15 protein-coding genes and 1 tRNA gene are annotated in these 11,873 nt (G+C 62.2%); 4 read left to right on the forward strand and 12 right to left on the reverse strand.

The annotated features are described in order from the left end of the window. Positions 1–20: 20 nt before the first annotated feature. Entirely contained in the window at positions 21–1,070 is a 1,050-nt protein-coding gene (gene obgE, locus AAFG07_RS01195; protein ID WP_342725640.1) for a GTPase ObgE, read from the reverse strand. 103 nt (positions 1,071–1,173) lie between these two features. After that, positions 1,174–1,653: a MaoC family dehydratase gene (locus AAFG07_RS01200; RefSeq protein WP_342725641.1), complete on the reverse strand. Its 480-nt coding sequence runs from the start codon at positions 1,651–1,653 to the stop codon at positions 1,174–1,176. Positions 1,654–1,860: 207 nt separating this feature from the next. On the opposite strand from AAFG07_RS01200, the gene AAFG07_RS01205 reads away from it, so the two are divergent. After that, entirely contained in the window at positions 1,861–2,775 is a 915-nt protein-coding gene (locus AAFG07_RS01205; RefSeq protein ID WP_342725642.1) for a DMT family transporter, read from the forward strand. 180 nt (positions 2,776–2,955) lie between these two features. Here AAFG07_RS01205 and AAFG07_RS01210 read toward each other — a convergent pair whose 3' ends face one another. The 4 genes from AAFG07_RS01210 to AAFG07_RS01225 form a co-directional block, all read right to left on the reverse strand. Next, a complete protein-coding gene (locus AAFG07_RS01210) occupies positions 2,956–3,552 on the reverse strand; it encodes a GNAT family N-acetyltransferase (RefSeq protein WP_342725643.1) in 597 nt (198 codons plus the stop codon). A gap of 169 nt (positions 3,553–3,721) precedes the next feature. Next, positions 3,722–3,991 carry a 50S ribosomal protein L27 gene (gene rpmA / locus AAFG07_RS01215; protein ID WP_342725644.1) on the reverse strand — a complete coding sequence of 90 codons (270 nt, stop codon included), beginning with the start codon at positions 3,989–3,991 and terminating at the stop codon, positions 3,722–3,724. Between the two features lie 92 nt (positions 3,992–4,083). Beyond that, complete coding sequence (gene rplU, locus AAFG07_RS01220; protein WP_342725645.1) at positions 4,084–4,560, reverse strand: 50S ribosomal protein L21; 477 nt, start codon at positions 4,558–4,560, stop codon at positions 4,084–4,086. 255 nt (positions 4,561–4,815) lie between these two features. After that, positions 4,816–5,766, reverse strand: a complete 951-nt coding sequence (locus AAFG07_RS01225; RefSeq protein ID WP_342725647.1) for a GlxA family transcriptional regulator — start codon at positions 5,764–5,766, stop codon at positions 4,816–4,818. 124 nt (positions 5,767–5,890) lie between these two features. Between AAFG07_RS01225 and AAFG07_RS01230 the strand changes: the two genes are divergently transcribed. After that, entirely contained in the window at positions 5,891–6,694 is an 804-nt protein-coding gene (locus tag AAFG07_RS01230) for an SDR family oxidoreductase (RefSeq protein WP_342725649.1), read from the forward strand. Positions 6,695–6,856: 162 nt separating this feature from the next. Then, entirely contained in the window at positions 6,857–8,014 is a 1,158-nt protein-coding gene (locus tag AAFG07_RS01235) for an ROK family protein (protein WP_342725650.1), read from the forward strand. Positions 8,015–8,224: 210 nt separating this feature from the next. Here the strand turns inward: AAFG07_RS01235 and AAFG07_RS01240 are convergent, their stop codons facing one another. Then, complete coding sequence (locus AAFG07_RS01240) at positions 8,225–9,088, reverse strand: alpha/beta hydrolase (protein WP_342725651.1); 864 nt, start codon at positions 9,086–9,088, stop codon at positions 8,225–8,227. A 212-nt stretch (positions 9,089–9,300) separates the two neighbouring features. On the opposite strand from AAFG07_RS01240, the gene AAFG07_RS01245 reads away from it, so the two are divergent. Then, positions 9,301–9,390: transfer RNA gene (locus AAFG07_RS01245), tRNA-Ser, on the forward strand. A 170-nt stretch (positions 9,391–9,560) separates the two neighbouring features. On the opposite strand, the gene AAFG07_RS01250 is transcribed toward AAFG07_RS01245, so the two are convergent. The 5 genes from AAFG07_RS01250 to AAFG07_RS01270 are packed head-to-tail and all read right to left on the reverse strand — an operon-like array spanning position 9,561 to position 11,520. Continuing rightward, positions 9,561–10,604, reverse strand: a complete 1,044-nt coding sequence (locus tag AAFG07_RS01250) for a CHAT domain-containing protein (RefSeq protein WP_342725652.1) — start codon at positions 10,602–10,604, stop codon at positions 9,561–9,563. After that, the gene (locus AAFG07_RS01255; protein WP_342725653.1) at positions 10,594–10,779 is read right to left on the reverse strand and encodes a helix-turn-helix domain-containing protein; all 186 of its coding nucleotides are present in this window, start codon (positions 10,777–10,779) and stop codon (positions 10,594–10,596) included. Before AAFG07_RS01255 ends, AAFG07_RS01250 begins: the two co-directional genes overlap by 11 nt. Then, the gene (locus AAFG07_RS01260) at positions 10,779–10,991 is read right to left on the reverse strand and encodes a hypothetical protein (RefSeq protein ID WP_342725654.1); all 213 of its coding nucleotides are present in this window, start codon (positions 10,989–10,991) and stop codon (positions 10,779–10,781) included. Before AAFG07_RS01260 ends, AAFG07_RS01255 begins: the two co-directional genes overlap by 1 nt. A 14-nt stretch (positions 10,992–11,005) precedes the next feature. Continuing rightward, positions 11,006–11,215, reverse strand: a complete 210-nt coding sequence (locus tag AAFG07_RS01265) for a hypothetical protein (RefSeq protein WP_342725655.1) — start codon at positions 11,213–11,215, stop codon at positions 11,006–11,008. A gap of 2 nt (positions 11,216–11,217) precedes the next feature. Continuing rightward, entirely contained in the window at positions 11,218–11,520 is a 303-nt protein-coding gene (locus AAFG07_RS01270) for a MarR family transcriptional regulator (RefSeq protein ID WP_342725656.1), read from the reverse strand. Positions 11,521–11,873 lie beyond the last annotated feature (353 nt).

Raw genomic sequence — 11,873 nt, forward strand, 5'->3', positions numbered from 1 at the left:
TTAAGAAGTCGAGATGCCGCTCAACTCTGCGGCAGCGGCGTCGCCCACGGCTCCGCCTGGCTCTTGGCCTTGTTGGACACCGGCGCTTCGCCGATCACCTCGACCAGCGCGCGCAGCGCGTCCTGCACGCCTTCGCCCGTCACGCCTGAGACCAGCAGCGGCGTCTTCTTCGCCGCGCGCTTGAGGCGATCCTTCTGCTTCTTCAACTCGTCCGGCTCCACCGCGTCGATCTTGTTGAGCGCGACGATCTCGATCTTGTCGGCGAGATGGCCTTCGTAGGCTTCAAGCTCGGTGCGCACCGTCTTGTAGGCTTTGCCGGCATGTTCGCAGGTCGCATCGACCAGATGCAGCAGCACGCGGCAGCGCTCGACATGGCCGAGGAAGCGATCGCCGAGGCCCGCGCCCTCATGCGCGCCTTCGATCAGGCCGGGGATGTCGGCGAGCACGAATTCGCGGCCGCCGTAATTCACCACGCCGAGCTGCGGATGCAGCGTGGTGAAGGGATAGTCGGCGATCTTCGGCCGTGCCGCGCTGACCACCGAGAGGAAGGTCGATTTGCCGGCGTTGGGCAGGCCGACCAGGCCGGCATCGGCGATCAGCTTCAGCCGCAACCAGATCCATCGTTCTTCACCCGGCGCGCCGGGATTGGCGTTGCGCGGCGTGCGGTTGGTGGAAGACTTGAAATGCGCGTTGCCGAAGCCGCCATTGCCGCCTTCAGCCAGCACGAATTTCTCGCCGAGTTCGGTGAAATCGTGCAGCAGCGTCTCGCGGTCCTCGTCGAACACCTGGGTGCCGACCGGCACTTTCAGCACGATCGATTTGCCGTTGGCGCCATGGCGGTCCTTGCCCATGCCGTTGGTGCCCTTTGGCGCCTTGAAGTGCTGCTGATAGCGGTAGTCGATCAGCGTGTTCAGCCCGTCGACGGCCTCGATGATGACGTCGCCGCCGCGGCCGCCATTGCCGCCGGAGGGGCCGCCGAACTCGATGAATTTCTCGCGCCGGAACGCGACGCAGCCGTTGCCGCCGTCGCCGGAGCGAATATAGACCTTGGCTTCATCGAGGAATTTCATGATCCGTACTAGTTAGGGCAGGGGGGCCGCGGCGGCAACCCGGAAAGGCCCTGACTTCGGCGAAAAGCCTTAATTTTCGGGCCTTTTTGCGGCCCCCGAGCGGTTAAGTGGGCCGTCGGCGCACCAGGAATTTCTGCATCCCCTCCAGCACCAGCTCGCGGCGCTGGTTGTGCACGGTCGAGCGCAGCGTCACGACGCCGGTGGTCTTACCCGGGGCGAGCTCGATCACCTCCAGCGCGGGGTAGATGGTGTCGCCGGCATAGACCGGTTTCAGGAACTTGCTCGACTGTTCCAGGAAGCCGACCAGCGACTCCTCCACGTGATAGGGAAACAGCCCGGCGCCCGGCGCGGTGTGCACCAGGGTCTGGAAGCCATGCGCGAGCAGGTCCGGCATGCCGCGCGTGCGGCAATATTCGACGTCGTAATGGATCGGATGGGTGTCGCCGCTGGCGGTCTGGAACGCCGCAAACACGGCCGAGGTCTGGGTCCGGCTCGGAATCACGAAGCGCTCGCCGAGCACGAAATCCTCGAACCACCGCTGCGCGGGGACCATGCGATGCTGGGTGGGGTCGAATTCGCTCATGCGGCGTTTCCTGCTCTTTTTTGTTGCCGGGATGACCTACCGGTATCGCAGCAGTGCAGGTGCGGCAATCCGTTCAATTCGTCATGCCCGGGCTTGTCCCGGGCATCCACGTCTTTAAAACCGGACGACCGGGCATCGGCGAGCGGAAGCGACGCCGTTCTTCGAACGGCTATGCCCGGCCCATGAAGAAGAAGCGCAAGTCCATACATGAGCCTGTTCGCAAAACTGTCCTCCTACGACGATCGATCGGCGCGGCTCGCCGGCATCGGGTTGATGCTGCTGTCGATCTTCATGTTCTCGTTCGGCGACGCGACGGGCAAATTCCTCGTCGCCACCTATTCGGTCGGGCAATTGCTGTGGCTGCGCGCCTGCGCGGCGCTGCTGGTGCTGCTGCCGATCGTGTGGAAGCGGCGCGCGGATTTCCTGCACCTGGAGCGCCCGTGGCTGCAATTGCTGCGCGTCACGCTGTCGACGCTGGAGGTCGCGGCGTTCTTCCTGGCGACCGTCTATCTGCCGCTCGCCGACGTCATCACCTACTATTTGGCCGGACCGATCTTCGTCACTGCGATGTCGGGCCTCGTGCTCGGCGAGCATATCGGCTGGCGGCGCTGGACCGCGATCCTGGTCGGCTTTTGCGGGGTGCTGATCGCGCTGCGGCCATCGGCGCAGACCATCAGCTGGCCGGCGATGATCGCGCTCGGCGGCAGCCTGTCGTTTGCGGTGTTGATGCTGATCACGCGCTCGCTGCGCGCGACGCCCGACATCGTGCTGGCGACCACGCAATTCGGCGGCACGTTCATCCTGGGCCTCGTGCTCTCGCCGATCGGCTGGGTGACGCCGGCCCCTAGCAGCCTCGTGCTGTTCTTCACCGCCGGCATCATCTCGGTCGCGGCGCTGCTGTGCGTGAACCGCTCGCTGAAGCTTGCGCCGGCGAGCGTGGTGGTGCCGTACCAGTATTCGATGATCGTCTGGGCGGTGATCTTCGGCTTTGTGGTGTTCGGCGACGTGCCGTCCTGGGCCACGATCATCGGCGCCGCCATCATCATTGCGGCCGGCCTCTACATCTTCGTGCGCGAGCAGCAGCTCGGACGCCCGGATTCCTCGATCAATCCGCCGGCGTAACGGTGCAGGGTGGGCAAAGGCGCACCCGCATAACGGCTGTCGTCCCTGCGAAAGCAGGGACCCATAACCACCGTTGCTTGTCGTCACCTACGCTGGAGCCACAGCTCGGCCGAGCATGACCATTTGTGGTTATGGGTCCCCGCGTTCGCGGGGACGACGACCGTTGTTGTGGGGCGGGCCTCAGCTCTCCCGCCGGGTCGAGTTGTTCCAGCTCTTCAGCGAGGCCCAGACGCCGCGCGACAGCCGGAAGGCGTCGACCGGGCTCGATGAGCCCAGCGCCTCGAAGCGGTGCAGCTCGACGCCGCTCCACTGGAAGCCGCACTTCTCGAGGATGTTGCGCGACGACGGGTTGACGACGCGGGCGCCCGCGATCAGCTGGTCGAGATCGAATTCCTCGAAGAAGTAGTCGATCACCGCGCGCGCGGCCTCGGTGCCGAAACCCTGGCCCCAATGGTCGACCCCGAGCCAGTAGCCGAGCTCGGCCGCGGTCTCCTCGCGCCAGTCGACGCCGACCATGCCGATCGGTGTGTGATTGTTCTCGATCAGGAAGACGGTTTCGCGTCCGCCGGCGCCGAGCGCGCGCACGAAGTCGATGGCGTCGTCCTGGGTATAGGGGTGCGGCAGGCGGCGGGTGTTCTCCGCGATGCGGCGGTCGTTGGCGAGGCGTGCAATTGCTTTTACGTCCGCGAGCGTCGGCTTGCGCAATGTCAGCCGTTCGGTCTCGAGGACGCAAGCTCTTGCCTCGCGCAAGGTCGGCGTCGGGATGTCCTGCAACATGTCGAGCTCCTGTGATGCGACAATCGGTACGCAACGCTTGGAACGTCACGCGCGGTCGAACCGGATCGCGCGCAACGAAAAGGGGAGGCCGGTCATCCCGCCTCCCCTTAGAGCCCTTTGCGACTCCGCCGGTTCAACAGGACCCGGCGGACTCATGTGTGTCCACCGTCTACTCGGCCGCCTGTGCCATCGGAATAACCGATATGAACGTGCGGCCATTGGCTTTGGCGCGGAACTCGACATGACCCTCGACCTTGGCGAAGAGAGTATGATCGGTGCCCATGCCGACATTAAGGCCAGGATGCCAGGTGGTGCCGCGCTGACGCGCGATGATGTTTCCGGGGATCACGCGCTCGCCACCGAACGCCTTGATGCCAAGGCGCTTGCCCTTGGAATCACGTCCGTTGCGCGATGAACCGCCTGCTTTTTTATGAGCCATAGCTCGTCTCCGACTTCGCTTTGATCTCTAGATCAATTCCTTGACGGAATCATTTCACGTTTTGTCACGCTTCAAATCTGAAAGCGCGACGATCACTTCTCGCTCTTGGCCGCGGCCTTCTTGGCCGGAGCCTTCTTCGCGGCCGGCGCCTTTGCGGGCGCCTTCTTCTTGGCCGCCTTCGGTGCTGCGTCCTCGCCATCATCGGCGGGCGCTGCGACCTTTTCCTTCTTCGGCCGCGGGCCGACGGTCGGCTTGGCGTTATCGGCGAGGATCTCGGTGATGCGAAGCACCGTGAGCTCGTCGCGATAGCCGCGCTTGCGGCGTGAATTCTTGCGGCGACGCTTCTTGAACGCGATCACCTTGGCGCCGCGCTTGTGCTGCAGCACTTCGGCCGCAACGGTGGCGCCTGCCACGGTGGGTGTTCCCAGCACCGGCGTGTCACCGCCGAGCACCAGAACTTCGCCTAGCTGCACGATCGTGCCGACATCGCCGGCGATCTTGCCAATCTCGAGTACATCATTCGGAACGACACGGTACTGCCGGCCGCCGGTTTTGATGACTGCGAACATCGTTTGATTCCTTCGTGTTCGGTTCCGGCCTCGGACGGTTAGCCCGGGTCGGCTTTTTGTTCAGTCGCTATGGGTTATGTGTTTCGCGCGAAGGGAATGAATTCCCAAACTGGATCGCACAAAAACAATCGGCGCGAGAAAACTGCGCGCCGGATGGGCGGACTTATAGCTGCTGACGACGCGGAGTCAAGGTAAAGCAGGGCAAAAACCGGCCAAAAATGAAGGATTTGGCGTGTTTTTGGCCCGGATTGACGTTCAGGCGGCGGTCTTTGCCGCCGCCCGCGCGTGCCGACGGATGGTCTGCGGCGGCTGGCCCAGCACCCGCAAGAACGCCCGCCGCATCCGTTCCCGATCGGCAAAGCCGGTCTCACCGGCAATTTCGTCCATCGAATGGCGGCCATCGCCGATCAATTCTCTGGCAGCCTCGACCCGGAGCTGCTCGATCGCCTTGGCCGGCGACTGGCCGGTCTCGACACGGAAGGCGCGGCTGAACTGGCGCGGACTGAGCCGTGCCACCTCAGCCAATTCCTCGACCGAGAGCTCGTTGCGCAGATGCGCCTTGGCGTAGTGGAGAGCGTTCTGGACGCGGTCGGATTTCGGGTCGAGCTCGAGAAGTGCCGAGAACTGCGACTGTCCGCCAGTGCGGCGATGATAGACGACGAGCTTGCGGGCCACCGAACGGGCGACCTCGATGCCCAAATCATGCTCGATCATCGCCAGCGCCAGATCGATCGTCGCGGTCATGCCGGCCGAGGTCCAGATCGGTCCGTCGACGATGTAGATGCGGTCCTGCTCGACCTTGAGCCCGGGAAATCGGGCCTGCAATTCCGGGGCGAATTGCCAGTGCGTGGAGACGCGCCGGCCGTCCAGCAGGCCAGCTTCAGCCAGTGAGAAGGCACCGATGCAGGGCGCAGCGATACGCTGCGACGTCGTCATGGCGCGTCGCATATAGTCGATCAACTTCGCGGATGCCGGATGAAGCTCGTGGCCGGCGCCGATGAATACCGTGTCGAAGCTGCGATCGCCAAAGGCTTCGGTTTCGACATTGAAGCCGGCGGAGGATCGCACCGGGCCACCATTCTCCGACAGCAGCGTGACCTCGTAGAAGGGGGTGCCTGCGATCAAATTGGCGACCTCGAAGGCGGTGATGGCGGTGAAGCCCATCACCTGGAACTCCGGGAAGACGACGAAGCCGATCTCCTGCATGGAACTCTCCCACCGAGTCTATGTCCTAAAAAGGTGTATATATGACATTTGAGACATGCAAGGGGGCCTGTAAAACCTGAGCAGCGGCCAAATTCGGCCGTCCAAGGTCAAACAGGAGACCAACATGACCAAGTCAGCCAAAGGAACGGCGCTCGTTACCGGTGCGTCGTCCGGAATCGGTGCCATCTACGCGGACCGGCTCGCACGGCGTGGCTACGATCTGATCCTCGTTGCACGTAACCGCGAGCGCCTCGATGGGCTTGCCAAGCGTCTTTCGCAGGAGACTGGCCGATCGATCGAGATCGTTGCCGCCGACCTCGCCAAGCGCGGCGATGTCGCACGGGTCGAATCCATTCTGCGCAGCAACGAAGGCATCAGCGTGCTCGTGAACAACGCCGGCGTCGGCGCCACTGCGCCGTTGCTCGCATCCGATGTCGACAAGATGAGCGACATGATCGCGCTCAATGTCGACGCGCTGATGCGCTTGACCTATGCGGCGGTGCCGGGATTCGTCGCGCGCGGCGGCGGCACCATCATCAATATCGCCTCGGTCGTCGGCGTCCAGCCGGAACTGCTCAACGGCGTCTACGGCGGCAGCAAGGCCTTCGTGTTGGCGCTGACCCACTCGCTGCAGCACGAGCTGAAGGACAAGAACATTCGCGTCCAGGCCGTGCTGCCCGGTGCCACGGCGACCGAGTTCTGGGACATCGCCGGCACGCCGGTCGAGCATCTGCCCGGCGAGATCGTGATGAAGGCCGAGGACATGGTGAACGCTGCGCTGGCCGGCTTCGACCAGGGCGAAGTCTTCACCGTGCCGTCGCTGCCGGATGCCGCGGATTGGCAGGCCTATGAGGCGGCTCGCCAGAAGCTGATGCCGAACCTGTCGCGCAGCATGCCCGCGGCGCGTTATGGGGTGAAGGCGGCCTGAGGCCTTTGCGAAGTGGCGTCCCGCGCAGGCCGAGCGCCAGAGCGCGGGACGCAACCATTTGAGTTCCCCGTCGTTAGTGCATGATCCGGAAAAGTGTGAAGCGGTTTTCCGAAATGATCATGCGCAAGAAATAGTGCAGGGAATCTCAAGCGGGCAGGGCGAATGGCCGAAGACACCGGACTGACCACGGGAATCGCGCACCACGGTGCCGTGCGGCTGCCCTCCGTCGACATCGACAGCTTCAACATCGAGCTGAAGGACGACGAGGGTTTTCTCGGCGATCGCGCCTCCAAGGGCGCTTTCCGCAAGATCCTCGACCGCTGGCGCAAGCCGCTGCGCAAATCGGACGAGGATCCGTTCGGCGAGGAGCCGTCGGACCAGATCAGCAAGAAGAAGCTCGACGAATTGCTGGTCGGCGACGACACCGAGGCCTCTGCGATCGTGCACAGCGCAATCGAGGAGTTTGCGCAGGAGCTCGCCTATGTGACGCGGCGCTTCCTCGGCACCAAGGCCTGGGCCAAGACGGAGCGCATCGTGGTCGGCGGCGGCTTCCGCGACTCCAGGCTCGGCGAGCTCGCCATCGCGCGCACCGACATCATCCTGAAGTCGGAGGATTTCAAGGTCGACATGGTGCCGATCCGCTTTCATCCCGATGATGCCGGGCTGATCGGCACGCTGCATCTGGCGCCGTCGTGGATTTTCGAGGCCCATGACGGCGTGCTCGCCGTCGATATCGGCGGCACCAATATCCGCTGCGGCGTCGTCGAGACGCGCTGGAAGAAGGCGCCCGATCTCTCCAAGGCAACGGTCTGGAAATCCGAGCTGTGGCGCCATGCCGATGACGAGCCGACGCGCGAAGGCGCGGTGAAGCGGCTGGTGAAGATGCTGAAGGATCTGATCGCCGCCGCCGAGAAGGAGAACCTCAAGCTCGCGCCGTTCATCGGCATCTCGTGTCCCGGCGTCATCAACGAGGACGGCTCGATCGAGAAGGGCGCACAGAATTTGCCGGGCAATTGGGAGAGCAGCAAATTCAACCTGCCGGCGAGCCTGGTCGAGGCGATCCCGCAGATCGGCGATCATGACACCGCGATCGTGATGCATAATGACGGTGTGGCGCAGGGACTGGCCGAGGTGCCGTTCATGCAGGATGTCGCGCGCTGGGGCGTGCTGACGATCGGAACCGGGCTCGGCAACGCCCGCTACACCAACCGCAAGAAAGACAACGGCAAGGACGACAAGAAGGCCGAGAAAAAGGACAAGGACGACGAGGACGAAAAGAGCGAGAAAAAGGCCAAAAAAGCCAAGAAGGCCGATGCGTGAGACGACGCCTGAGCCGCTTGGGCTGGCCGATCGCTCGGTAAGGTTGATCGGTTAGGTTAAGATCGGGATCGCGTTGCCGTTTGGGCGCCGGCCGCTACCGTGGACCGTGTCGCTCCCGCCGACCGGCGAAGCCGCACTTCCCGGCCAGCAATACTGAGAAGCGGCACGGGACCGCCAGTTTTTGTCGCGTCCTGGCGGTCCCACCACTTTCTACTTCCAATTGATCCGCCCGAAGAAGCCGGCGATCTCGGCGGCGGCGTGGTCGGGGTCCTCGCGATGCGGGAAATGCCCGACATCGGGGAACATCTTCAGGTCCAGATTCGAGAAGGTCTCGCCCAGCCGGTCGGTCCAGGCATAGGGAAACAGCGGGTCGTGCTCGGCCCAGCGGATGCAGGTCGGTATGGCGATTGGCGGCAGCGCAAGCGCTTCGCCCTGCATCATCTTCACGCGCCCCGCATGCGACGCGCGATAATGCGCAAAGCCGCCGGCGAGGTTGCCGGGCTTGAAGAAGTTGCCGGCGAATTCCTCGATCACGTCGTCGAACGCGGCCTTGCGATGCGTCCAGTTGCGCAGGAAATGGCCGATATACGTGCGGCAGGTCTCTCTGTTAGCGCCGACCAGCGCGGGCGCCATCTCCATCTGGTGGAACGACTGGTACCAGATGTGGTTCAGCCGGTCCGGCGCGGCCATCCGCGGACCGATGCCGGGATAGACGAAATCGAAGAAGAACAGCCCGGCGATGCGCTCGGGCGCCTTGCGGGCAAGGGGCTGCATCACCGCGCCGCCGACGTCGTGGCCGACCACGCCGGCCTCCTCGATCTGAAGAGCGTCCAGCAGCGCCAGCATGTCGTCGGTATGCTGATCGGGGCCGAATGAGCCTTGCGGCTTGTCGCTGTCGCCGAAGCCGCGCAGGTCGGGCGCGATCAGGGTGTAGCGGTCGGCGAGGCGCGCCATGACAGGCTTCCAGGTCAGCCAGAATTCCGGCCAGCCGTGCAACAGCAGCAGCGGCGGGCCGCTCCCGGTCCGCGCGACGTGGAACGCCGCGCCATTGGCTCGAATCGTCACATGCTCCATGGGCCGCTCCTGCTACTTTTGCTTCGCCCGCGCGCCGACCGGACCCGAACCGTCCCGCTAGGGCTTTGTTTCCGCGCGCTTTCTTGCGCCACCCCGGTGCCTCGCGGGGGCGAGGCCTTGGCGACGGAAATATTATTGCAGCGCCTTGTCTGTCCCGCCATCCTCGCCTAGAACACGCCCGACCGCGGGTGGTGCAAATCACCTGGGCCGCTGGAGAGGTGGCAGAGTGGTTGATTGTACCGCACTCGAAATGCGGCATAGGTGCAAGCCTATCGGGGGTTCGAATCCCCCCCTCTCCGCCACCCTGCGCCTTGCCCGGTCTGAATTGCCTTTAAGACCCTGAAGGGCAAGGCTGTTTCTGGAGCTCGAAGGCCCTCATTTTTGCAGTAGGCCAAATACTCTGAAGAGTCAGGCGCAAGACCAGTCTTTTGATCTCGATGTTAATTTCCAAAGCTTTGGAGGACCTGCGAGATCAGGCCAGCCTCAGCTGCTTGGGGTCCACTCCTGATGCTGTCTGCAACGTCGGCGTGGACGCCTCGCTGAGGGACACGACCTCGATCGCGACGCACCCCTGATCGAACGCGGCCTGGACCGACTGTCCACTAGCAATAGCTCCGTAAAAATTCACGGCGAATGCAATAGCTGCGTTATCGCTGATGGAGTCCTGCATCACCACGATCGCCTTCGCGGATTTCAGGAGTGCGGCGCGGCCGCCTGCGCTTTGACAAGCGTTCAGGACTACCACCTCCGGGGGGCTGTCCGTTGCCTTCAAAGCCTTGCCGAGCAGATCGAAGTTTACGAACTGCGTCTTTGACCTTTTGCCATCGCGAGCGTCCATGGCAATACCGCCGGTATTGCCATGTCCGGAGAAATGAACGATCCGAGGCCGATGGTCGTTCAGCCCCCGGATAATGGCCTGAGGGTTTGCTGCCGGTGATTGGTGCAACTCGATATTGTCGCGGTACTTTGAACCACGGATCTCCTCGGCGACACGACTGACCTCGAGGTCAACGCGCAGCGCATGCTTTTTGATGGGATTCGACATCAGGTACAGCACGCCGAGGGTCTTGCGCCGCTTCAGATCCTGCTTTGTAACGATCGTGCGCTGAATCACCAGTCTCTGTGTCCCGCCTGCGGGACGCCGCTTCGTCGGCATTGCCTTCCTGATCTTTGGGTTGTCCGCCAGCGTGACGATACGATCTTTGTGCGCGCGCACGTGCTCGTCTTTCAGATAGAGATAGCGGCTGCCATCCTTCGCCGAGCCGTCATTCTCCATTCGCTCGATAAGGTCTTTGCGGTACATGTACTCCAGCTGGTTTTGGACGAGTTGCTTGGCTGCGTCCTTGATGCCGGCTTGAGCCATAAGCTGTCGGCGCGACCGAGGCCGAGTTCCGCGCCCATAGATCAGGTTAAAAAGCGTGCGACGCAATTTTGCGGTGCCGAGATTCTTTGCCCAATGATCAAGGTTTTCCTGATGATTTCCGGTCCGGTCAACGACAGCTGTCTTATGTCTCATTGCGCACCTTCTTGCCGGTCACCTTAGGAAGCATGCGGCTCACGGTCGGCTGGCTCACGCCAAGGATTTGCGCGAGTTGGCCCTGCGAATAGCCGCGATCCATCAGCTCCGCCATTTTCAGTTTTCGGAGCCATTCCAGTTCTTTGAGGATCGCGGCGGCTTGTTCGTCAGTCATCACGCGCTGATCTCCACACCACCGCGGCGCTCTGAAACTTTCGCGATTTCCTTCGCAAAGCCTTTCGGGAACATGCGGCTCAACGTGGCGTCGCTGATACCAAGCGCAGCGGCGACGTGTTTCTGCTGGCAGCCGAGGGCGAGCGCGTTGAGGATCAGCAGCATCTTCACCGCACGCACTTCATTGACAAGTTCGGGCGTCTCGTTCGTCATTCCTATTCCTCCCACTATTTGGCTTTTGCTGGCTTCCGCGCCTTCGACAGTGTCACGTTCACCGTGTTCGTCGAGGTCCCGAGGATGTTGGCGATAAGCGTCGGGCCCAAGCCCGCGTTGGACAGAAACAGAATCTTGTCTTTCGACGACTCCATCGGAGCGGTCAGCGCCGCCGCCTGCAATTTGATGAGGATGTCGAGCCTTTCTAAAACCTCTTCGTTCATGGCTATTTCCTTTCCGCAGCGGTGTCGGTCTTGTTAAGGGGGTACACGTGAAGCGGAAGGCGTTCGCCGCCGATGCGGATTACGACGCCAGACTCGATCCAGCGCGTGAGCGAGCGACTGAAGTTGCCGGGGTCTAGCTTCGCTTTCTTGCAAATCTCTGTCTGTGGCGTTGCCCCGTCGCACAGATTGTATGCAAGCAGATGCTTCGCACTGCCGTTATTGCCAACAACGATTTTGGCCAATGTCTGCGGCGGAAACGTCTGCCGCGCGACCGTGGCTAGAATTCCTCTCAGTAGTTCGTCCAATTTGCCCTCCCTGAATAGCTGGACGTGACTTATAAATTATAATCGCTTTTTCAAGTCCGAATTTTATTCATTGGCAATGTTTGCTAAGTTATGGAACCCAATAATATCATATAAGATATTGGTATTATTGGTATTTTCATATTTTCTGATAAGAGTATTACTTTTAACCGTGAATAATCTGGAGATGGAGTTTCGAGCTTTAAGGGGCTTCTGATACATCTTTCAGGCGCTTTCACCTGCTTAATAAACCTGCCCGCGGCGCACCCTTCGCATTTGGACGACGGGCAGCTCTTTCAGCGTCATTGAGGCGGATCGACGGGCGGGAACCCCTCATCGCCGCAGTTAATCGAAAT

Origin of the sequence: Bradyrhizobium sp. B097, from assembly GCF_038957035.1 — a bacterium.
In the GTDB taxonomy this organism is placed as follows: domain Bacteria; phylum Pseudomonadota; class Alphaproteobacteria; order Rhizobiales; family Xanthobacteraceae; genus Bradyrhizobium.

Excerpts from the sequence above, each read along its gene's own strand:
- obgE (WP_342725640.1), bottom strand. The coding sequence starts at position 1,070 with ATGAAATTCCTCGATGAAGCCAAGGTCTATATTCGCTCCGGCGACGGC.
- AAFG07_RS01200 (WP_342725641.1), bottom strand. The coding sequence starts at position 1,653 with ATGAGCGAATTCGACCCCACCCAGCATCGCATGGTCCCCGCGCAGCGG.
- AAFG07_RS01205 (WP_342725642.1), top strand. The coding sequence starts at position 1,861 with ATGAGCCTGTTCGCAAAACTGTCCTCCTACGACGATCGATCGGCGCGG.
- AAFG07_RS01210 (WP_342725643.1), bottom strand. The coding sequence starts at position 3,552 with ATGTTGCAGGACATCCCGACGCCGACCTTGCGCGAGGCAAGAGCTTGC.
- rpmA (WP_342725644.1), bottom strand. The coding sequence starts at position 3,991 with ATGGCTCATAAAAAAGCAGGCGGTTCATCGCGCAACGGACGTGATTCC.
- rplU (WP_342725645.1), bottom strand. The coding sequence starts at position 4,560 with ATGTTCGCAGTCATCAAAACCGGCGGCCGGCAGTACCGTGTCGTTCCG.
- AAFG07_RS01225 (WP_342725647.1), bottom strand. The coding sequence starts at position 5,766 with ATGCAGGAGATCGGCTTCGTCGTCTTCCCGGAGTTCCAGGTGATGGGC.
- AAFG07_RS01230 (WP_342725649.1), top strand. The coding sequence starts at position 5,891 with ATGACCAAGTCAGCCAAAGGAACGGCGCTCGTTACCGGTGCGTCGTCC.
- AAFG07_RS01235 (WP_342725650.1), top strand. The coding sequence starts at position 6,857 with ATGGCCGAAGACACCGGACTGACCACGGGAATCGCGCACCACGGTGCC.
- AAFG07_RS01240 (WP_342725651.1), bottom strand. The coding sequence starts at position 9,088 with ATGGAGCATGTGACGATTCGAGCCAATGGCGCGGCGTTCCACGTCGCG.
- AAFG07_RS01250 (WP_342725652.1), bottom strand. The coding sequence starts at position 10,604 with ATGAGACATAAGACAGCTGTCGTTGACCGGACCGGAAATCATCAGGAA.
- AAFG07_RS01255 (WP_342725653.1), bottom strand. The coding sequence starts at position 10,779 with ATGACTGACGAACAAGCCGCCGCGATCCTCAAAGAACTGGAATGGCTC.
- AAFG07_RS01260 (WP_342725654.1), bottom strand. The coding sequence starts at position 10,991 with ATGACGAACGAGACGCCCGAACTTGTCAATGAAGTGCGTGCGGTGAAG.
- AAFG07_RS01265 (WP_342725655.1), bottom strand. The coding sequence starts at position 11,215 with ATGAACGAAGAGGTTTTAGAAAGGCTCGACATCCTCATCAAATTGCAG.